This is a genomic window from Pseudomonas sp. GW821-FHT01E05 (assembly GCF_059422425.1).
Genome location: NZ_JBWKWW010000006.1, coordinates 237314 through 257219, shown reverse-complemented (window position 1 = coordinate 257219; position 19906 = coordinate 237314). Strand labels below are relative to the sequence as shown.

17 protein-coding genes are annotated in these 19906 nt (G+C 59.4%); 10 read left to right on the top strand and 7 right to left on the bottom strand.

Annotation, left to right across the window (positions count from 1 at the left end):
- Position 1 precedes the first annotated feature (1 nt).
- Positions 2–502 (bottom strand): thiol peroxidase, encoded by a 501-nt coding sequence (gene tpx / locus AC07W5_RS15460; RefSeq protein ID WP_495023736.1) that lies wholly within the window; start codon positions 500–502, stop codon positions 2–4.
- 792 nt (positions 503–1294) lie between these two features.
- Between tpx and AC07W5_RS15455 the strand changes: the two genes are divergently transcribed.
- Entirely contained in the window at positions 1295–1495 is a 201-nt protein-coding gene (locus AC07W5_RS15455; protein ID WP_495011887.1) for a hypothetical protein, read from the top strand.
- Positions 1496–1638: 143 nt separating this feature from the next.
- Complete coding sequence (locus AC07W5_RS15450) at positions 1639–3039, top strand: DUF1254 domain-containing protein (RefSeq protein ID WP_495023833.1); 1401 nt, start codon at positions 1639–1641, stop codon at positions 3037–3039.
- Between the two features lie 199 nt (positions 3040–3238).
- On the opposite strand, the gene AC07W5_RS15445 is transcribed toward AC07W5_RS15450, so the two are convergent.
- Together AC07W5_RS15445 and AC07W5_RS15440 are read right to left on the bottom strand one after the other, a co-directional pair.
- Positions 3239–3733 (bottom strand): DUF934 domain-containing protein, encoded by a 495-nt coding sequence (locus AC07W5_RS15445; RefSeq protein WP_495011886.1) that lies wholly within the window; start codon positions 3731–3733, stop codon positions 3239–3241.
- Positions 3730–5403 carry a nitrite/sulfite reductase gene (locus AC07W5_RS15440; RefSeq protein WP_495023735.1) on the bottom strand — a complete coding sequence of 558 codons (1674 nt, stop codon included), beginning with the start codon at positions 5401–5403 and terminating at the stop codon, positions 3730–3732. Before AC07W5_RS15440 ends, AC07W5_RS15445 begins: the two co-directional genes overlap by 4 nt.
- 389 nt (positions 5404–5792) lie before the next feature.
- On the opposite strand from AC07W5_RS15440, the gene ccoN reads away from it, so the two are divergent.
- Together ccoN and AC07W5_RS15430 are read left to right on the top strand one after the other, a co-directional pair.
- Positions 5793–7220 carry a cytochrome-c oxidase, cbb3-type subunit I gene (gene ccoN / locus AC07W5_RS15435; protein WP_495023734.1) on the top strand — a complete coding sequence of 476 codons (1428 nt, stop codon included), beginning with the start codon at positions 5793–5795 and terminating at the stop codon, positions 7218–7220.
- A 15-nt stretch (positions 7221–7235) separates the two neighbouring features.
- Entirely contained in the window at positions 7236–7457 is a 222-nt protein-coding gene (locus AC07W5_RS15430) for a cbb3-type cytochrome c oxidase subunit 3 (protein WP_494991493.1), read from the top strand.
- 114 nt (positions 7458–7571) lie between these two features.
- Here AC07W5_RS15430 and AC07W5_RS15425 read toward each other — a convergent pair whose 3' ends face one another.
- Positions 7572–8066 carry a hypothetical protein gene (locus tag AC07W5_RS15425; RefSeq protein WP_494991492.1) on the bottom strand — a complete coding sequence of 165 codons (495 nt, stop codon included), beginning with the start codon at positions 8064–8066 and terminating at the stop codon, positions 7572–7574.
- 70 nt (positions 8067–8136) lie between these two features.
- Positions 8137–8913: a helix-turn-helix domain-containing protein gene (locus AC07W5_RS15420; RefSeq protein ID WP_495023733.1), complete on the bottom strand. Its 777-nt coding sequence runs from the start codon at positions 8911–8913 to the stop codon at positions 8137–8139.
- 80 nt (positions 8914–8993) lie between these two features.
- Between AC07W5_RS15420 and AC07W5_RS15415 the strand changes: the two genes are divergently transcribed.
- Positions 8994–9686 (top strand): aspartate/glutamate racemase family protein, encoded by a 693-nt coding sequence (locus AC07W5_RS15415; protein ID WP_495023732.1) that lies wholly within the window; start codon positions 8994–8996, stop codon positions 9684–9686.
- A 33-nt stretch (positions 9687–9719) separates the two neighbouring features.
- Here AC07W5_RS15415 and AC07W5_RS15410 read toward each other — a convergent pair whose 3' ends face one another.
- A complete protein-coding gene (locus tag AC07W5_RS15410) occupies positions 9720–10160 on the bottom strand; it encodes a carboxymuconolactone decarboxylase family protein (RefSeq protein WP_494991489.1) in 441 nt (146 codons plus the stop codon).
- Between the two features lie 191 nt (positions 10161–10351).
- Here AC07W5_RS15410 and pdxR point away from each other — a divergent pair, with 191 nt between their 5' ends.
- From pdxR to AC07W5_RS15395, 3 genes are all read left to right on the top strand, one after another.
- Positions 10352–11785: a MocR-like pyridoxine biosynthesis transcription factor PdxR gene (gene pdxR, locus AC07W5_RS15405; RefSeq protein WP_494991488.1), complete on the top strand. Its 1434-nt coding sequence runs from the start codon at positions 10352–10354 to the stop codon at positions 11783–11785.
- A 102-nt stretch (positions 11786–11887) separates the two neighbouring features.
- The gene (locus AC07W5_RS15400; RefSeq protein ID WP_494991487.1) at positions 11888–12169 is read left to right on the top strand and encodes an antibiotic biosynthesis monooxygenase family protein; all 282 of its coding nucleotides are present in this window, start codon (positions 11888–11890) and stop codon (positions 12167–12169) included.
- 99 nt (positions 12170–12268) lie between these two features.
- Positions 12269–12688: a cupin domain-containing protein gene (locus AC07W5_RS15395; RefSeq protein WP_494991486.1), complete on the top strand. Its 420-nt coding sequence runs from the start codon at positions 12269–12271 to the stop codon at positions 12686–12688.
- Positions 12689–12868: 180 nt separating this feature from the next.
- Here the strand turns inward: AC07W5_RS15395 and AC07W5_RS15390 are convergent, their stop codons facing one another.
- Positions 12869–17791, bottom strand: coding sequence for an NAD-glutamate dehydrogenase (locus AC07W5_RS15390; protein WP_495023731.1), 4923 nt, complete (start codon positions 17789–17791; stop codon positions 12869–12871).
- A gap of 504 nt (positions 17792–18295) precedes the next feature.
- Here AC07W5_RS15390 and AC07W5_RS15385 point away from each other — a divergent pair.
- On the top strand, positions 18296–18652 hold the full coding sequence (locus tag AC07W5_RS15385) for a hypothetical protein (RefSeq protein WP_494991484.1): 357 nt from the start codon (positions 18296–18298) through the stop codon (positions 18650–18652).
- Between the two features lie 293 nt (positions 18653–18945).
- On the top strand, positions 18946–19905 hold the full coding sequence (locus tag AC07W5_RS15380) for an AAA family ATPase (RefSeq protein WP_494991483.1): 960 nt from the start codon (positions 18946–18948) through the stop codon (positions 19903–19905).
- The last annotated feature ends 1 nt before the right edge of the window (position 19906 follow it).

The following is a 19906-nucleotide window of genomic DNA, read 5'->3' as shown; positions in this document are numbered from 1 at the left end:
GTTACTTCAAAACGGCCAACGCCGCTTCGTAGTTGGGCTCTTCAGCGATTTCCTTGACCAGTTCGCTGTGCAGCACAGTGTCGTTTTCGTCAAGGACGACAACGGCACGAGCAGTCAGGCCTTTGAGTGGACCGTCAGCGATAGCCACGCCGTAGTTCTGGATGAACTCGACGCCACGCAGGGTGGACAGGTTCTGGACGTTGTCCAGACCTTCCGCGCCGCAGAAACGTGCCTGGGCGAACGGCAGGTCAGCCGAAATGCACAACACAACCGTGTTGGCCACGTCGTTGGCCTGGGCATTGAACTTGCGCACGGAAGTGGCGCAGGTCGGGGTGTCGATGCTTGGAAAAATGTTCAGCACTTTGCGCTTGCCGGCAAAGCTCGCCAGGGTAACGTCGGACAGATTGCCAGCAACCAGGGAGAACGCAGGCGCCTTGGAACCGGCTTGCGGCAGCTGGCCGTTGACTTGAACCGGGTTGCCTTTAAGAGTGACTTGAGCCATGAACGGAGTCCTTTTGAGAGGAGTTGTGGTGAGAAATCTTGAACATTTCGAGGAGCCAAAGTTAAACACGAAAGTGCTTTGCGGCCTATCCCGTATTGCTGACAAATAACTCCCGTTCCATTACCTGAAATGTCCTGTTCATGACTGTAATACACGCTCGTCAGCAGATGCAGGTTTCTACGTTGAATGACGGACCGTCTATCGCGGGCAAGCCTCGTTCCCACAAATATGACGCGATCCTCTGTCGGAGAAGGCCGGGCAACACTTCTATGCCCAAGACACAAGCTGGCGAAGCCTGCGTTCGAGTGCGCAGCAGTCGCAATTGAGTGAACCGCCTGTTTTCAGAAAGAAAGCGCTCGCCGGTTTTACGACCGCTACGCGCTCGAACGCAGCCTTCGGCAGCTGCTACGAAGAACTTGCCCGTCCGCCCCCTCAACCCCGGCAAAGCCGTGCACAAAACCCAACGAATGAATGCCTTCCACTGGCTAAGTCGACTTTCCCTGCTAGTTTCATCAGAAGCGTCCTGCTGGAGTCCTAGAGCGAAAAGCTATATCAATCGGCCATGAAGTGCCGAGTCGTCCACTGAGCCACGAAGGAATCGGGGGAATGATGTCGAAAACTCTACATACGCCCGCTATGTTATTGGCCGCAACGTTATCGCCTGCGTTTTGCGCAATAGGGGACAACCAACCCCCAAACGCTACAACACAGCTGAGCGCAAAGGTGACGGCGTACCGCAATTCACGCTGCTTGCCGGACTGAATGTCACCTTCGGAAAATAAGGAAGTTGCTATGAATGTTTTTCTTCGCGCAGCGGGTTTCAGCCTGATGGCGCTTTTCGCAAGTTGTGGCGTCGGTGCTCAAGCTCAAGCTCAGTCTCTGGACACTCGCCTCGGCCCAATCAACATGCAGGGCGAACTGCCGTCCCGCGACGCCATTGCCAAACGCTACGCCGAACTGGACTTTCAACTGGCTATTCAGGCTTATTTGTGAGCCTTGGCGCTTGTGTGTTCAGCTACTTGCCGCTGTATGCGCCAACCGGTGCCTATTTCGACAAAAGCTGGAAACCCGACGGCATCATGGCTGTGGAATAACGCCTGAAAACCGGATGAGTTCATGAGAAGGACGAAGCAATGATCATTGAAAGACCGACACGCCTGTTGCTCGCCAGCCTTTCGCTGCTGCTGAGCAGCACTGCCTGGGCCGACTTCAGCGCCACACCCGCCGAAGCCCGGGCAATTGCCAAAGAGGCGTACCTCTATGGCTTCCCGGTGGTGGAGATGTACAAGACCCTGTACACCCAGGCCGTGGACAAAAAAGCTCCGAACTACAAGGCACCGTTCAATCAGATCAGCAATACCGCAATGCTCTTCACGCCCAAGGACACCGCCTTCCTCACCCCTGACTCCGACACGCCCTACTCGTTCGTCTGGATGGACCTGCGAACCGAACCTGTGGTCCTGACACTGCCGGCGATCGAGGAAAGCCGCTATTACTCGGTCCAGTTGATCGACCTTTACACGCAGAACTTCGCCTATCTCGGCACCCGTAGCACCGGCAACCAAGGTGGCCATTTCATGATCGCCGGCCCCGACTGGAATGGTCAGCAACCGGTCAACATCGACCGGATGATCCGCACTGAAAGCAACATTGCCTATGCCATGTATCGCACGCAGTTGTTCGACGAAAAAGACCTGAACAAGGTCAGACAGATACAGAAGGGATACAAGGTTCAGCCCCTGAGCCGCTACCTGGGCGAACCTGCGCCCCAAGCGGCCTCCAGGGTAGATTGGCCAAAACCCGAGGCCAACATGAGCGACAGCCCGGAGCTGTTTCGCTACCTGAACTTCATGCTGGCCTTCGCTGCACCGCAAGCGGTTGAAGGAGACCTGCTGGCGCGCTTCGCCAAAATCGGCATCGTCGCCGGACAACCGTTCAAGGTCAGCGACCTGAGTGCCGAGCAGCGCAAAGCCCTGGAGGCCGGGATCGCCGACGGCAAGGCCGAGTTTGCCGCACTCAAGAAGGACAAGGTCGACACTCACCAGGTCAACAGCGGTAATCTATATGGCACCCGAGACCGCCTGAACAACAACTACCTGTACCGCTATGCCGGCGCCAGGGTGGGGATCTTCGGCAATTCGGCCGAAGAGGCGAATGACATCGTTTATTTGGTCGACAACAAGGGCAAGCCGGCCAATGGCGCGAAACGCAGTTACACCCTGCACTTCGACAAAGATTCACTGCCGCCGGCCGACGCTTTCTGGTCACTGACCATGTACGACGGCAAGAGCCAGTTGCTGGTGGCCAACCATATGAAGCGCTACCTGATCAACTCGCACCTGTTGCCGAACCTGAAACTCGATGCCGACGGCGGCCTGACCCTTTACCTGCAGCACTCAGAACCGGTCAAGGACAAAAAGAGCAATTGGCTGCCGGCGCCGCACGGACCGTTCTATGCCGTGTTGCGGATCTACCTGCCCAAACCGGAAGTGGTCAGCGGACAGTGGAAAATGCCGCTGCTGACACCCATTGAGTAACATGCCGTGAACATGCGCCTGATTGTTGGCTGGCTTCAACGGCGTCACGTTCAAGAACCAGACCCGGGGATTCGGCGTTGAAGTAAAGAGTGCCGAATCAACGATGATGGAGTGATGGTCATTTGTGGCAAGGGAGCACGTTCCCTCGCCACAGGCCCTAAGCCTGGCATTCCAGCGTGTCAGCTCAATAGCCCCCCCTCTAACGCCTGCGAAACAACGGCCGTGGCTCGATCACCGAGCGGCCGTACAACACGCTCATCCCGGCCAGGCCCTTGAGGGCGTCTTCGGCGGATTTGTCTTCACGCACCGCGAAGGCATCGAAGCCGCATTGGCGCATATGGCTGAGCTGATCGCGCAGCACATCGCCAATTGCGCGCAACTCGCCCTGCCAACCCAAACGAGTGCGCAGCAGATAAGCCTGGCTGTAGGCACGGCCGTCGCGAAAGCTCGGGAAGTCCAGGGCAATCAGCGGCAGGCTGGAAAACCAGGGCGTCAGGTTTTCCACTTCGTCATCAGGGCCGAGCCAGACGCCCGAGAGCGCCGTCGTGGTTTGAGCACTGCGGGCAAGCCACTGGGGTAGCGGCAGGATCAGCGGTCCACTGGGCAACTCATCCGCCGCGTCACGAACCAACTGCCAGGGATCGTCGCGCACCCACTCGGCGACACCCTCTCGCAAACGCAACACATTGTTCATATCGAGACCTCCAGGACCTTCGGATAGACCCTTTCCTTGAATGGCTCCAGGCCAATGCGTTGCAAGGTATCGACGAACAGCTCTTCGCTTTCCCGGTAAAGGACAAAGGTCGCGATAATGCGCTCGATGACCTGCGGTACTTCGGCGGCGCTGAACGAGGGGCCGATCACCTTGCCCAATGCGCTGTTCTTGCCCTGGGAGCCACCGAGAGTGATCTGGTACCACTCACTGCCGTTTTTATCGACGCCAAGGATGCCGATATTGCCGATGTGGTGATGGCCGCAGGCGTTCATGCAGCCGGAGATATTGAGGCTGATATCCCCCAGATCGTGCAGGTAATCGAGGTCATCGAAACGCGCTTGAATGGCCTGCGCGATGGGGATCGACTTCGCGTTAGCCAAGGCACAGAAATCACCACCGGGGCAGGCGATGATGTCCGTCAGCAAGCCGATATTGGCGCAGCCCAGCCCCTGTTCATTGGCCAGACGCCAGAGCGCATAGAGATCGGCCTTGGGCACATCCGGCAGGACGATGTTCTGCTCATGGGCGATACGGATTTCGCCAAAGCCGAACTGCTCGGACCAATCGGCGACCGCTTCCATTTGCTCAGCGGTGACGTCGCCGGGCGGTGAGGCAATACCGGGTTTGGTCGACAGCACCACACTGGTGTAGCCCGGCACTTTATGCGGCTGCACGTTGCGCGAGACCCAACGGGCGAAAGCCGGGTTTTCACTCAGATGGGTGCCGAAGTCCAGATCGGTATCCACCAGTGGCTGGTAGTTCGGCGGTACAAAGGCGCTGGCGACGCGCTCGTACTCGACGTCAGTCAACTGCGCCGGGCCATCCTTGAGGTGCTGCCACTCCTCCTCCACTTCCCTGGCAAAGGCTTGAATGCCCAAGGCTTTGACCAGAATCTTGATCCGCGCCTTGTACTTGTTATCGCGTCGCCCATGGCGGTTATAGACCCGCAGCACCGCTTCGACATACGACAGCAAGTGCTGCCACGGCAAACCCTCACGAATCTGCAAACCAAGGATCGGCGTGCGTCCCAGACCACCACCGACAATCACCCGCAGCAGCATCTGGCCGCCGCCATCGCGGTAAAGATAAAGACCGATGTCATGCATCATGATCGCCGCCCGGTCTTGCCTGGCCGAGCAGATGGCGATCTTGAATTTGCGTGGCAGGAAGAGGAATTCCGGGTTGATGGTCGACCACTGCCGCAGGATCTCCGCCAGCGGCCGCGGATCGAGCAGCTCGTCGGCGGCGACCCCGGCAAAGGCTTCAGTGGTGATATTGCGTACGCAGTTGCCCGAGGTCTGGATCGCGTGCATCTCGACCTGGGCCAGACGCTCGAGGATGTCCGGCACCTGAGCCAGTTCAATCCAGTTGAATTGCATGTTCTGCCGGGTAGTGAAGTGACCGTAGCCACGGTCGTAATCCCGGGCGATGCTCGCCAGGGTGCGCATCTGCTGCGCGCCGAGGGTGCCGTAGGGAATCGCGACCCGCAGCATGTAAGCGTGCTTTTGCATGTACAGGCCGTTTTGCAGGCGCAGTGGCAGGAACTCTTCCTCGCTCAACTCACCCACCATGAAACGCTCGACCTGATCGCGAAACTGCGCGACCCGTTCAAAGACCAGGGCACGGTCATAGTCGTCATAGTGATACATGGTCCTACCTCATCAGTGCTGACCCCAAACTCTCACATCACGTAGCAGCTCGGCTGCGAAGCAGTCGTAGAGCCCGAGCATGCGGTGCGTCTGTCATACCGCGTCGTCTGGATTACGAGCGCTGCGCACTCGAACGCAGCCTCGCGGGCTCGGCAGCTGCTACAGGGTGGATATGGCGACTATGCACCTGCAGCTCAGCACGTTACAGATTCAGGTAAAGACTAAAAAACCATATCAGAGTGCGGCGCATGGCCGTCGGCAGGCACTCCATCTGATCTGTATTAATGCAGTTTTTCTGAGTCTGTTTTGTTTCTCCCATGCTTTCTACAGTTCAGCGCATGCCAGACCGGGTGGCCTGGCAAGACTTTGCAACCGTGGAAGAATTGACCATGAGCACAGCAGCAAACGGACAGGCTTATAACTACAGGGTCGTCCGCCAATTTGTCGTGGCAACGGTGGTGTGGGGCGTGATCGGAATGGCGATGGGCGTATGGATCGCCTCGCAACTGGTCTGGCCGCAAATGAATCTGGACCTGCCCTGGACCACTTTCGGTCGCTTGCGGCCGCTGCACACCAGCCTGGTGATTTTCGGCTTTGCCGGCAGCGCGCAGTTCGCCGCCAGTTATTACGCGGTACAGCGCACCTGCCAGGTGCGGCTGTACTCCGACAAGCTCGCCGCCTTCACCTTCTGGGGCTGGCAGTCGGTGGTCACGATCATGCTGATCACCTTGCCGCTGGGCTACACCACCACCAAGGAATACGCCGAGATCGAATTCTCGGGCGCGGTGTGGATGACAGTGGTCTGGGTCGCCTACGCCATTGTGTTCTTCACCACCGTGGTGCAACGCAAAACGAAGCACATCTACGTCGGCAACTGGTTCTTCGGTGCGTTCATTGTGGTAATCGCCATGCTGCACGTGGTCAATCACCTGTCGATCCCGGTGGGCTGGTTCAAGTCTTACCCGGTGTATTCCGGCGCCACCGACGCGATGGTCCAGTGGTGGTACGGGCATAACGCCGTGGGCTTCTTCCTGACCACCGGTTTTCTGGGGATGATGTACTACTTCGTGCCCAAACAGGTCGGTCGGCCGGTGTATTCGTACCGTTTGTCCATCGTGCACTTCTGGGCGCTGATCACCCTGTACATCTGGGCCGGCCCGCATCACTTGCACTACACCGCGCTGCCGGACTGGGCGCAGTCGCTGGGCATGGCCATGTCGCTGATCCTGCTGGCACCGAGCTGGGGCGGGATGATCAACGGCATGATGACCCTCTCCGGCGCCTGGCATAAATTGCGTACCGACCCGATCCTGCGCTTTTTGGTGCTGTCACTGGCGTTCTACGGCATGTCGACCTTCGAAGGACCGATGATGGCCATCAAGACGGTCAACGCCCTCTCCCACTACACCGACTGGACCATCGGCCACGTACACGCCGGCGCCCTGGGTTGGGTGGCGATGATCACCTTCGGCTCGATGTACCACATGATCCCGAAAGTCTTCGGACGTTTACAGATGCACAGCATCCCGTTGATCAACCTGCACTTCTGGCTGGCGACCATCGGTACCGTACTCTACATCGCCTCGATGTGGGTCAACGGCATCACCCAGGGCTTGATGTGGCGCGCGATCAACGACGACGGCACCCTCACCTACTCCTTCGTCGAGGCACTGCAAGCCAGCCATCCAGGCTTCGTTGTGCGCTTTGCCGGTGGCGTGTTCTTCCTCAGCGGCATGCTGCTGATGGCCTACAACACCTGGAGAACGGTGCGGGTCGCGGAGCTGAAAATGGCGATGAGTGAAGTGCAAATTGCCTGAGACCAGGAGGTTGAGATGATTGAAATCGCACTGAATGTACTGGCCGTGGTGTGTCTGTACCTGTCGGTTGAGTATTGCTTGAGGAATCAGTCGGCCGAGAGCCTCGACGATGCGAGCTTGATCCCCTTTGCCGACGACCCGGAAGTGGCGCGAAGGGTGGAATTGGCAACGGGCAAGACCATCAAGGCCGTGGCGCCTGAAGTGGCGAAGGAAGGCTGGGGAAATGTAAACATGTGATTGATCGTTCCCACGCTCTGCGTGGGAATACATCCCGTGACGCTCTGCGTCACATCCAAAAGCAGACGCGGAGCGTCCGGGGCGGCATTCCCACGCAGAGCGTGGGAACGATCCTTACCCCCGTTCCCGGGGAATCAGGCTTTGCAACTGCTGCGCCAGGAAATTCGCATCAAAAGCAAAGATATCCGGGTCTTTCAAACCGTTGGCCTTGCGCCACTGCCAGTCGGTCGACGGCGGTTGGCACACCAGCGAGACACTGCCGTAACGTGCGGCCGTCAGGCCCATCACCGCCACAGAGATCAAGCCACCGACACCCATCGCTTCCGGTACGAATTCCACCGGTTTGCCGGTAATCTGCACCGTCAGCTTCCAGGTGTTGAAGGGAGAGGTTTCGACAGGAACGTTCGGACCTGAAGCGACATAGCCTTCGCGACTGACTTCAAGCAGGTTCGGACTCTCCACAGGCTCAAGCCACTGTTCGATATGGTCGAACAGCTCGCCGATGCGCACCGCCCATTCGGCCGATTGAGTCTCGAACACCTGCTTCTTGTGCGCTTCGCTTTCTGCATAGTGGCGAAGCATCTCGCCCAGCTGCGTTACGTCGTCCATTGCGTTGTTCCTCGGATCAAGCATGACTTCAAGGTTCTGATCATGGCAGATGCCAGCAAGCAGCGTATGACTAAAACCGCCGACGGTACTGAGCCGGCGTCATCCCCAACAGCGTGCGGAATGCGCTGCCCATGTGCGACTGATGGGCAAAGCCCGCATCCAGCGCGATAGCGGCCAGTGGTAGCGCTGTGTGCTCGATCATCCACCGTGCAGCCTGGACCCGGACTTCGACAATCCAGGCGTGGGGCGTCCTGCCGATCGCCCGGGTGAAATCGCGCAGCAAACGCAGCTCGGTATGCCCGTAGGTGGCAGCCAGCTGCTCCAGCGTCAACGGTTGATGGTACTGCCCGGCAATCTGCTCCAATACCCGAGCTAACGCTTTTGGCGTCACACGTTCCGGCTTTTGCGCCTGGAGCAACGGCAAACCAACGAAACTCAGGGCGCAGGCCTCCAGCGCCAGCAGATCGGGTTGCGGATCGAGCAACAACCGCCGCAGCTCGCGGCCCAGCGCCAGAGCGTGGCGATGGCCAGGGACCTGCACACGGTGTCTGAGATTGAGCGGTTCGTCGCCAGTAAACGGCTCATCCCAGCGCGCCAACAGGTATTCACCGCCACTGGCCGACTCGGAAAACACTTCCACACCCACCGGTGTATAGGCCAGCACACCGGGCAAGGTGTCGAAATCCACCCGTCGGTCCGAATCGATCGCATGTACCCCTTGCTGACGCTCAAGGGTCACGCCCAGGGTTTGCCACTGTGCCGGATCACGGGCACTGTAAGCGACGCGCGGCAAGAGTTGCAGGCAGAGTTTGCCGCCCAGCAGGGTCTGGCTCAGCGGGCCTGGCATGTGAAATTTCTTGATAGATCGAACCGCTGCGTCACGGGAAACTCTCTCCGACAAAAATTTGCCATCAACAGGAGAACAGCATGCGCACCATTGGCCTGATCGGCGGCATGAGCTGGGAGTCCAGCGCCGAATATTACCGCATCATCAACCAGCAAGTACGCGACCAGCTGGGCCCGCTGCGTTCAGCGAAGTTGTTAATGTACAGCGTCGACTTCGGCCCTGTCGAACAGGCCCAGCATGCCGGGCGCTGGGACGATGCGGCACTGATTCTGGTGGACGCGGCGCGCCGTCTGGAAGCCGGCGGCGCCGAGTGCGTCGTGCTCTGTACCAACACCATGCACCGGTTGGCCGAGCAGATTCAGGCGGCGATATCGGTGCCTTTCCTGCACATTGCCGACCCGGCCGGGCAGGCCGCGGTGGATGCCGGCGCGCTGACAGTCGGCCTGCTCGGGACCGCGTTCACCATGGAGCAGGACTTCCTCAAGGATCGTCTCGCGGCCCAAGGGCTGAGCGTTCTGGTGCCAGGAGCCGCCGAGCGCGACGCGGTCCACCGGATCATCTACGACGAGCTGTGTGTCGGTGTGATCAGTGAGCGTTCACGGCAAACCTATCAACGGATCATCGAATCCCTGGCCGCACGCGGTGCCCAGGCAATCATCCTCGGCTGCACTGAAATCGGCCTGCTGATCAAACCCGAACACAGCTCGCTGGCGCTACTCGACACCACCGAATTACACGCCCGGGCAGCCGTGGCGTTTGCCTTGGGCGATTGACTCAGGAGGCGGTTCGTGTACGACGCAGGCGCCTTAATCACTGGGCTGCTGCCGAAACCCCACCGCCAACCGGTTCCAGCAATTGATGGTGGCAACCGCAACGGTCAAATCGACCATCTCCCGCTCGCTGAACTCGGCCCGCAGCGCCGTATACAGCTCGTCCGGCACATTGGAGGCAGGCAGCAACGTCACCGACTCGCTCCAGGCCAGTGCGGCCTTTTCCCGTGCATTGAAGAACGGTGAATCACGCCAGACGCTGATTGCGTACAACCTGCGTTCGGTCTCGCCCTGACGGCGGGCCTCGACGGCATGCATGTCGGTGCAGAACGAACACTGATTGAGCTGCGAGACGCGAATCCTGATCAGTTCCAGCAACGGTTTTTCAATCGACAGGCCAAAGGTCGCCGCCTCGAGCATGAGGATCCCCTTGAGGGCTTGCGGCGAGGCCGTGTAGTAATCCAGACGAGGTTCCATGGGCGTGACCTTAGGCTGACATGCGGTGAGTCAAAGCCTAAGACCCGAGGCGCCAAGGCCCTATATCCAATTGCCGATTTTTTCGAAAGACCACCCATGCACCAAAACCCGCAGCCGTAGCCTGTGGCCCGGCTACACGAAATGTATTGTTGCGCGTAACCTTGCACACGACCGCCTTCAGGACTTCACCCATGGAACTTCATGTTGTCATCAATGGCCGCAAGGACCTGGCCGAGCAGCTGTACCAGCAACTGCGCGGTGCCATCGAGTCCGGTCGGCTTGCCGCCGGCGCACAGTTGCCACCCAGTCGTTTACTGGCTGAGCAACTGGGCGTTTCGCGCAAGACGGTCTCCGACACCTACGCGCTGCTGACCTATGAAAACTTCCTGATCGGCAAGATCGGCCGTGGCACCTTCGTCAATGCCCGGGCGGCCAAGGCCGAGCGCAAGCAAAGCGCGGCGGACCTGGCCTGCGCACAAAGCCTGGCAAACTGGCAGAACCTGCCCGCGCCCTTGCGCCATCCAACCCTGGAAGGCACCTTGCGCTGCGAATTCATCGGCGGCGCGACTACGCGCAATCAATTCCCCCAGGAAGAATGGCGGCGCTGCACTCAGGACGCGCTACGCCGAATCGCCCTCAACGGCGGGTTCTACAGCCAACCGGAAGGCCTGCCAGCCTTGCGCAGTGCCATCGCCGGGCATGTCGCGTTCTCCCGTGGCGTGGCCTGTCATGACGACGACATCGTGGTCTGCAACGGCGCCCAACAGGCGCTGGACCTGATTGCCCGGGTGGTCATCGAACCGGGCAGCATCGTCGCCATGGAAGACCCCGGCTACACCCCGGCACGGTTGCTGTTCACCGCCCAGGGCGCGATGGTGGTCGGTGTCCCGGTAGACGCCGAAGGTATCCAGGTCGAGTTGATCCCCGACGGCGCGAGGCTGATTTACGTCACCCCGTCGCACCAGTTTCCCCTTGGCATGCCAATGAGTCCGGCGCGGCGCGAAGCCTTGCTGGAACGCGCCCGAGTGCTGGGTGCGATCGTGATCGAGGACGACTACGACAGCGAATTCCGCTATGAGGGCCGGCCCACCGATTCCCTGCAAAGCATGGATAGCCGGGGCGTGGTCGCCTACGTCGGAACCTTCTCGAAAACCATGCTGCCCGAGTTGCGACTCGGTTATGCAGTACTGCCACCGGCGATCCACAGTGCGGTGGTCAAGGCCAAGCAACTGACCGACTGCCACACCTCGACCCTGCCGCAATGGGCGCTGGCCAAGTTCATTTCCGAGGGCTATCTGCTCAAGCACATCCGCCGCTGCCACGCGGTCTACGCCGGGCGCCGGGAACGAATACTGAACCGCCTGCAAGGTGATCTTTCGCCCTGGTTCGAGGTAGTGCCATCGATTGCCGGTTTCCACATGGCCGCGCTGTGCAAGGTGCCAGTGGAAGTTCCCTTGCTGATCGAGCTGGCGAAGAAAGTCGAGGTCGGGCTTTACCCCCTGGACAGTTTCTTCCACGACACACCGGTTAGAAGCGGACTGATCATCGGCTTCGGAGCGATAGAGACCCTGGACATCGACCCGGCGCTGGACAAGGTCAGGGATATTCTCAAACAGATCGCCTGATTGGCTCAGTGGTTTTCCTGCGGATTGGATATGGGTGTTGAACGAGTCCGGCCCTACTCTTCTCCTCACGAACTCCCCTGCACGTCACTCGGAGAACCTGCCATGTCCAGCATCGCGATCAATACCGTCCAGATCCAGGCCGCTAAAGGTCGTTCGGATGAGCTTGGCCTACACCTGACGCGGATTGCCGACACCCTGCGTGAAGCGCGGGGCTGTCTCGATTATGCGGTGCAGGAGTGCCCGAGCACTCCTGGCCTGTGGACCGTCAACGGCCATTGGCAGACCCGCGAATGCATGGAGTCGCACTTCGCACTGCCGGCGTTGCAGGGTTTTATCGAGCTGATCGGCAATCGCCTGGCCTGCCGACTGGACTTCAATCACTGAGCCATTGGCCTCCTGTTCTTTCCCGGGATTGGCTATTGGTCGGTCCGGGATTGGGACTTAGGGTGAGTCACCTCCCCCGACGACATAAAAGGAACCGCCATGAAAGCCCTCTCGCTCGCGACCTCGATCTTCGCTGGTCTGGCCATGCTGGCCTCGCTCAGTGCCTTCGCCCACGACCCGGTCTATGGCAAGGAAAAACGCAACGTACTGCAAGAACATGAACTGACCAACGCACCGGGCAAGAAAGCCATGATGCTCACCGTCGACTACGCCCCGGGCCAGGCCACTGCGCCGCATATGCATGCGGGCTCAGCGATGGCTTATGTGCTGGAAGGTGAAATAACGTCCCAGGTCAACGACGAAAAAGCCATCACCTACAAGGCCGGCGAGTCGTGGTACGAAGCCGCAGGCTCCAGGCACCCGGTCTCGGCCAATGCCAGCCAGACCAAACCCGCCAAACTGCTGGTGTTCATGTTGCTGGGCGATAAGGATGAAGTGTTGACCCCGTTGAAAAAATAAGGACATCAATGTGTGGTGTCTGTCAGGGCCTCATCGCGAGCAAGCTCGCTCCTACAGAGTACACGTACCACCTGTAGGAGCGAGCTTGCTCGCGATGGCGTCAAATCAGACACCACATGATTTTCAGGCTGAAAAAAAACCCGCATCATTCGATGCGGGTTTTTTTCATGCAGCACTCAATCAGGCAGTGGCGGCAGCCACCGTTTGACTGTCCATCTCCAGGTCCGGCAGTTCGCGGTTAGCGACGGCATTTTGACCGCTCATCGCCAAATCCAGCAGTTCGCGGTTGGCCACTGCGTACATGGCGTAGTCAGTGCCGCTGGCGGCACGGATGTCCACCAGCATGGCGCGCCAGCGCTCGACCATGGTGCGGTTCTGTTCCAGCCACAACTGAAGACGTGCTTCCACCTCTTGCGGGGCATTGGCCATTTGCAGAACCGAGATGGTGATCGCCCGTTGCTGCCAGTCGACGTCATCACGGAAGGCTTCGCGCGCCAGCGCCTGCCAGTTGTTTTCCACCGGCAGAGCACTGATCTGTTGCAGGTACCAGGTGATGTCCAGCGCACTGCCCACGGCGAAGAACGCCTTGGCCACATCGGCAGGGTTCTGACCGGTCACATCAGAGGCTTCGATGACCGGCAGCAAGGAGTACAGGTGAGTAGTGCCTGCAACCATGCGCGCCAGCAACTCAGGCACGCCGGCTTCGACGTAGGCCTGGTAGCGGGTCTGCCAGCCATCGCGGGTCGGGCCTTCCAGCAGTTCGTCGAGCTTGAGACCCAACGCCGCCAGATGCGGACCGAAATGCGCCACATCACGGGCAGCATTCTGCTCGTTGCGACGGCTGCGCAGGAACCAGCGAGTAGCCCGACGGCCCAGACGCATCAGCTCATCCATCAGCTCCAGTTGTACGTCCGCCGAAACCTGGTAATCCAGGGCCTCTATCTGCCGGAACCAGTGCGGGAGATGGAAGATATCCCGAACGATTACATAGGCACCCGCAACATTCGCCGGGCTCATGCCGGTGGACTCTTTCAAGCGCTGAACGAAGGTAATGCCCATGTGGTTGACCAGATCGTTGGCGATCTGGGTGCTGACGATCTCGCGTTTCAGACGGTGACGGCGCATGGCTTCGGCGAACTTGCTGACCAGCGTCGGCGGGAATGCGGTTTCCATGTCGCGAGTCAGGTAGGCGTCATCCGGCACCAGAGAGTTGAGCAGCGCTTCCTTGAGGTCGATCTTGCTGTAGGAGATCAGCACCGACAGCTCGGCACGGGTCAGGCCATGGCCAGCCGCGACGCGCTCGTCGAGTTGCTCTTCCGACGGCAGGAACTCGATGGCGCGGTCCAGCTTGCCGCGGCCTTCAAGGTCGTTCATCAGGCGTTTGTACTCGGCGATCCGTACGTAGGCACGACGGGCCGCCAGGGACAGCGCCTGGGTCTGCTTGTAGTTGTTGCCCAGGACCAGGCCGCCGACTTCATCGGTCATGCTGCCAAGCAACTGGTTACGTTGCTTCTCGGTCATATCGCCAGCATGCACAACTTCGTTGAGCAGGATTTTGATGTTCACTTCGTGGTCGGAGCAGTCCACACCACCGGCGTTGTCGATGAAGTCGGTGTTGGAACCGCCACCATTGAGACCGAACTCCACACGACCCAGTTGGGTCATGCCGAGGTTACCGCCCTCGCCCACGACTTTGCAGCGCAGTTCGTTGCCGTTCACGCGCAGCGCGTCGTTGGCCTTGTCGCCGACATCGGCGTGGCTTTCGGTACTGGCCTTGACGTAAGTTCCGATACCGCCGTTCCACAGCAGATCCACCGGTGCCTTGAGCAAGGCGTTCAGCAGTTCGGTCGGAGTCAGTTTGTCGGCCGAGATGTCGAAGCGCTCTTTCATCTGCGGGGAAATCGCGATGCTTTTTGCACTACGAGAGAAGATCCCGCCGCCTTCGGACATGATGCTGGTGTCGTAGTCTGACCAGGCCGAACGCGGCAGATCGAACAGACGCTGACGCTCGGCGAAGCTGTTGGCTGGCGCAGGATTGGGGTCAATGAAGATGTGCAGGTGGTTGAAGGCTGCGACCAGTTGCAGCTTGTCGGACATCAGCAAGCCGTTACCGAACACGTCACCGGCCATGTCGCCGACGCCGACCACCGTGATGCTGTCTTCCTGAACGTTGATACCGCGCTCACGGAAGTGACGCTGTACGCCGACCCACGCACCCTTGGCGGTGATGCCCATTTTCTTGTGGTCATAACCGGCCGAGCCGCCGGAGGCGAACGCGTCACCGAGCCAGAAACCGTAGTCGATGGCAATACCGTTGGCGATGTCGGAGAAGGTCGCAGTGCCCTTGTCCGCTGCCACCACCAGATACGGGTCATCGTTATCGTGACGAACCACGTTAGCCGGAGGCACCAGAGCGCCGTCTTTCAGGTTGTCGGTGATGTCCAGCAGGCCGGAGATGAAGATCCGGTAGCAGGCAATGCCTTCTGCCGCGACTTCATCACGGCTGCCGCCCAATGGCAGGCGACGCGGCAGGAAGCCGCCCTTGGCGCCGACCGGTACGATCACCGAGTTTTTCACTTGTTGGGCTTTTACCAGACCCAGCACTTCAGTGCGGTAGTCTTCTTCACGATCGGACCAGCGCAGGCCGCCGCGCGCGACGTTGCCGAAGCGCAGGTGCACGCCTTCAACCCGTGGCGAGTAAACGAAGATTTCGAATTTCGGAACCGGTTTAGGCAGTTCCGGAATCAGGTGCGGGTTGAACTTGAAGCTGAAGTAGGACTTGTTCTGACCGTTGGCATCGGTCTGGTAGAAGTTGGTCCGCAGAGTTGCCTTGATCAGGTCCAGGTAGCGACGCAGGATACGGTCTTCGTTCAGTACTTGAACGTCGTCCAGCGCGCTCAGGATCGCGTGTTCCAGACGCAGCTGCTTGTCGTCGAGGTCTTCGCTGGTCAGCTTGCGGGCCAGGTAGAAACGGGTCTTGAACAACCGGGTCAACTCGCGAGCGATGTCGGTGTGGTTGTTCAGGGTGCTGGCGATGTAGCCGAGGTCGAAGCCCAGGCGAATCTGCTTCAGGTAACGGGCGTATGCACGCAGCAGCGCCACGTCGCGCCATGGCAGGCCGGCAGTCAGTACCAGACGGTTGAACCCATCGTTCTCGGCATCGCCACGAACGATGTGGACGAATGCGTCCTGCAGCGTGTCGTTGAGCTGCTGGATGTCTAGGTTCAGGCCTTCAGCGGCGGTGAATGCGAAGTCATGAATCCAGAACTCGCGACCGGTGCTGTGGCGCAGGCGATACGGGAACTCGCCAAGGACGCGCAGACCGAGGTTTTCCAGGATCGGCAGCACATCGGAAAGTGCCAGCGGGGTATCGGCGTGATACAGCTTGCAATGCAACTGTTGCTGACCGGCGGTTTGACCCAGCAGCGGCTGGTAGAAGCTCATGACCAGCGGGTTGGCTTCGCTCAGGCTCAGCAAGTGTTGCATGTCGACCACAGCCGAGTGCGCAGCGAAGCGCTCGCGGTAGCCGGCCGGGAATCCTTTAGGGAAGTCGGACAGCACGTTGGTGCCGTGGGCTTCGCCGAAGCTTTCGATCACCAGGCTTGAGTAGTCGTCCTGCCAGCTGCGGCAGGCCTGCACCACTTCTTTTTCCAGCAACAGCGGATCGATGTCGAGACGGTTCTTCGGGTCGACCCGCAGAATCAGTTGCACACGGGCCAGCACGGACTCGGAGAAGAAGGTCCAGAACTCGCAATCGGAGGCTTTCAGGCGATCCATCAGCACTTGCTGGATCTTCTGACGCACTTCGGTGGAATAGATGTCGCGCGGCACATAAGCCAGGCAGTAGCAGAAGCGGCCGTACGGGTCTTTGCGCAGGAACACGCGGATCTTGTTGCGTTCCTGGATCTGCACGATCGACATCACGGTGCTGAACAGCTCGTCGACCGGAGTCTGGAACAGGTCGTCACGGGGCAGTACTTCGAGTACCTGAGCCAGTTCCTTGCCCAGGTGAGCCTTGGCCTGGAAACCGGAACGACGTTCGATTTCCCCGACCTTGCGGCGGATGTACGGAATGACCCGCACGCTCTCGCCATACACCGAGGAGGTGTACAGGCCCATGAAACGGCATTCCTTGATGACCTTGCCGTTGGCATCGATCTGGCGGATCGACACATAATCCGGGTAAGCCGGACGGTGCACACGGCTTGGGTGCGCAGCCTTGGCGAACGACAGCACGGTCGGTTCGCGCAGGTAATTCACGGCGTAGTCTTCGATGCGCAGGTCATCGGCGGTGAGGCCGGCGCGCAGCAGTTTGGTCAGACCGAGGAAGGAGTTCTGGTCATACTCGATATGACCGCCATTCTGGTCATCGCAAACCACGAACTCTTCGTAGCCGAGGAAGGTGAAGTGGTTGCCCACCAGCCATTCGAGGAAACCCTCGATCTCGTTCTTTTCGTCTGCATCAATAACAAACTTGCTTTTTTCGATGCCGTCGATCAGCTCCTGGACCTTGGCTTTCATCGGTTCGAAATCGGCGACCGCAACGCGGACTTCGCCGAGAACCTGCTCCAGCTCTTTGCTCAATACATTGAGCTCGGCGGTATGAGCGCAGCGATCGATCTCCAGGTACATCAGAGATTCTTGCTGGATGCCTTCGCCCTGGGTGCCTTTTGGCAGGATTTCCAGCAACTCGTTCTTGCTGCCGCGACGCACGCTCAGCACGGTGGTCTGCAGCGTGTGGATGCTGTAACCGCGACGGTTCAGCTCGGTGCGCACCGAGTCCACCAGAAACGGCAGATCGTGGTGCAGCACTTCGACTGCAGTGTGGGTCGACTGCCAGCCGTGACGTTCGTAATCGGGGTTGTACACACGCACCTGCGGTTGGGCGTGGTCAAAGCGCTCAAGCAGGCGCCAGGCAGAAAGGGTGCAGCCGGCGAGGTCAGACAACCGACGCTGGGTGAGTTCATCCAGGGAAATGATGCCAAAAAATTGTTCAGCGAACAGCGCCACTTGTGGCAGTGCCTGTTCACTGATGTGCTGCGCCAGTGCCGCTTGCAGTTGGTGCTGGAAGTCGGCTTTGCTGGCTGCGGTGAAGAACGCCATCTGTGGTACTCCGCTTGGGCTTGTTATTGATGGAAGCGTCGCGTGCAAAACCCCTTACGGGGCGGTCCGTCACCCGGTTCCTGATTCTCGGGCAGAGGAAACAGGGCGACAGGTGGGTGAAGCTGGACGAGACACTCAGGTCACATTCACCTTCCTTCGATGGGCATCTGCAAAAACGACTGCCGGGCAGACAAGCAATGTCTTTACAGGTGTCCATCAGTTGCGCAGCTTAACCAGTGCGGCAAGGCCACTGCTTGCGATGCTGCGACATATTCGGTCATCGGTAAGTAACTCGGCTGCTGCGCATCGAACAACACTAGCAGTTGCGCAGGAAAATCGCTGGTTCAAACCAGGTTTTACAGTACATCCGTACCAGAAGTGACCGATAAGACTCACTCCGTTCATAGCACAGGCTCTGACACACAAGTCAGCAGAAAATTCTTCGGGCTGGCAGAATTAGACTTTGCTTGCTTTCACAGCGCCCCCAGAGCCAGGAACCGCCCCATGCAACTGACCACCGCCCATTTGATCGCCAACCCCTGCGACGACGAAGAAGACAACATGGCAATGCTCTGCTGCCATAGTGACAAGGGCGAGATGTTCCTGATGACTCGCTACCCCGACGAGGATGAAGTCGAGCTCACCCTCGATGGCGAACCTTCCACACTCGATGGTTTGAAAGTCACCCTCAGCGCCGATCGCCTGCTGATCGAAATCGGCGCCGCCGATGCCGATGTGCTCAATGGCGACGACCATCTGGAAATCCATCACAGCACCGCAGCGATGGACTTGCCCGAGGTTGAAGAAACCCTGCAAAACATCCTCAAAGGTACCGGCACCTATATAAGCCAGCTCGCCTGAGCCTTTGGCAAAAAGCGCAAGAATGATCGTTCCCACGCTCTGCGTGGGAATGAATCCCGTGACGCTCCGCGTCACAGCTTCAGAAGCGGACGCAGAGCGTCCATGGCGGCATTCCCACGCAGAGCGTGGGAACGATCTCCTTATACGCGCAAAAAAACCTCCATAACCCCCACAAATCCCGAAAAATCCCTGATCGCCGTTAGTCGCCACCCCCTGCTATGGATTAAAGTAACGCCCCCAAGCCAGAGCGTTATTCGAACGCCTTCGGTCACCCTTTCCAGGAACAGTCATAGATGGAACATCGTGAAGCGCTGCTAGCGCTGCGAACCTTTCTTTCAACGCAGATTCTAGGCCAGGAAAAACTCATCGAGCGCTTGCTCATTGCCCTGCTCGCTGACGGCCATTTGCTGGTCGAAGGGGCCCCTGGTCTGGCCAAGACCAAGGCCATCAAAGAGCTGGCCGAAGGTATTGAAGCGCAGTTCCATCGTATCCAGTTCACCCCCGACCTGCTCCCCGCCGACATCACCGGCACCGAGATCTATCGCCCGGAAACCGGTAGCTTCGTATTCCAGCAAGGGCCGATTTTCCATAACCTGGTGCTGGCCGACGAAATCAACCGCGCCCCGGCCAAGGTCCAGTCGGCCTTGCTCGAAGCCATGGGCGAGCGGCAAGTCAGCGTCGGCCGCAGCACCTATGAGCTGTCGCCGCTGTTTCTGGTGATGGCAACCCAGAACCCCATCGAGCAGGAAGGCACCTATCCGCTGCCCGAGGCTCAGCTCGACCGTTTCCTGATGCACGTCAAAATCGGCTTTCCAGACGCTACCGTCGAGCGGCGCATTCTGCAGCAGGCTCGCGGCGAAGCCCTCAACGGCGAAATCAAACCCGAGCGCCGCGTCAGCCAGCAGGCAATCTTCGCCGCGCGTAAGGAGATCCTCGGTTTGTACATGGCCGATGCCGTGGAGGAATACCTGGTGCAACTGGTCATGGCCACCCGCACCCCGGCCAAGTTCGATCCGGAAATGGCCGAGTGGATCGCCTACGGCGCCAGCCCGCGAGGCTCGATTGCCCTCGATCGCTGCGCCCGGGCCCATGCCTGGCTGGCCGGTCGCGACTTCGTCAGCCCGGAAGATATCCAGGCCGTGCTGTTCGACGTATTGCGCCACCGCATTATTCTTTCCTTTGAAGCCGAAGCCGCGGGCATCGACCAGGACCGGGTGGTCCAGCGGATTCTCGACGTTGTAGCCGTCGCTTGAC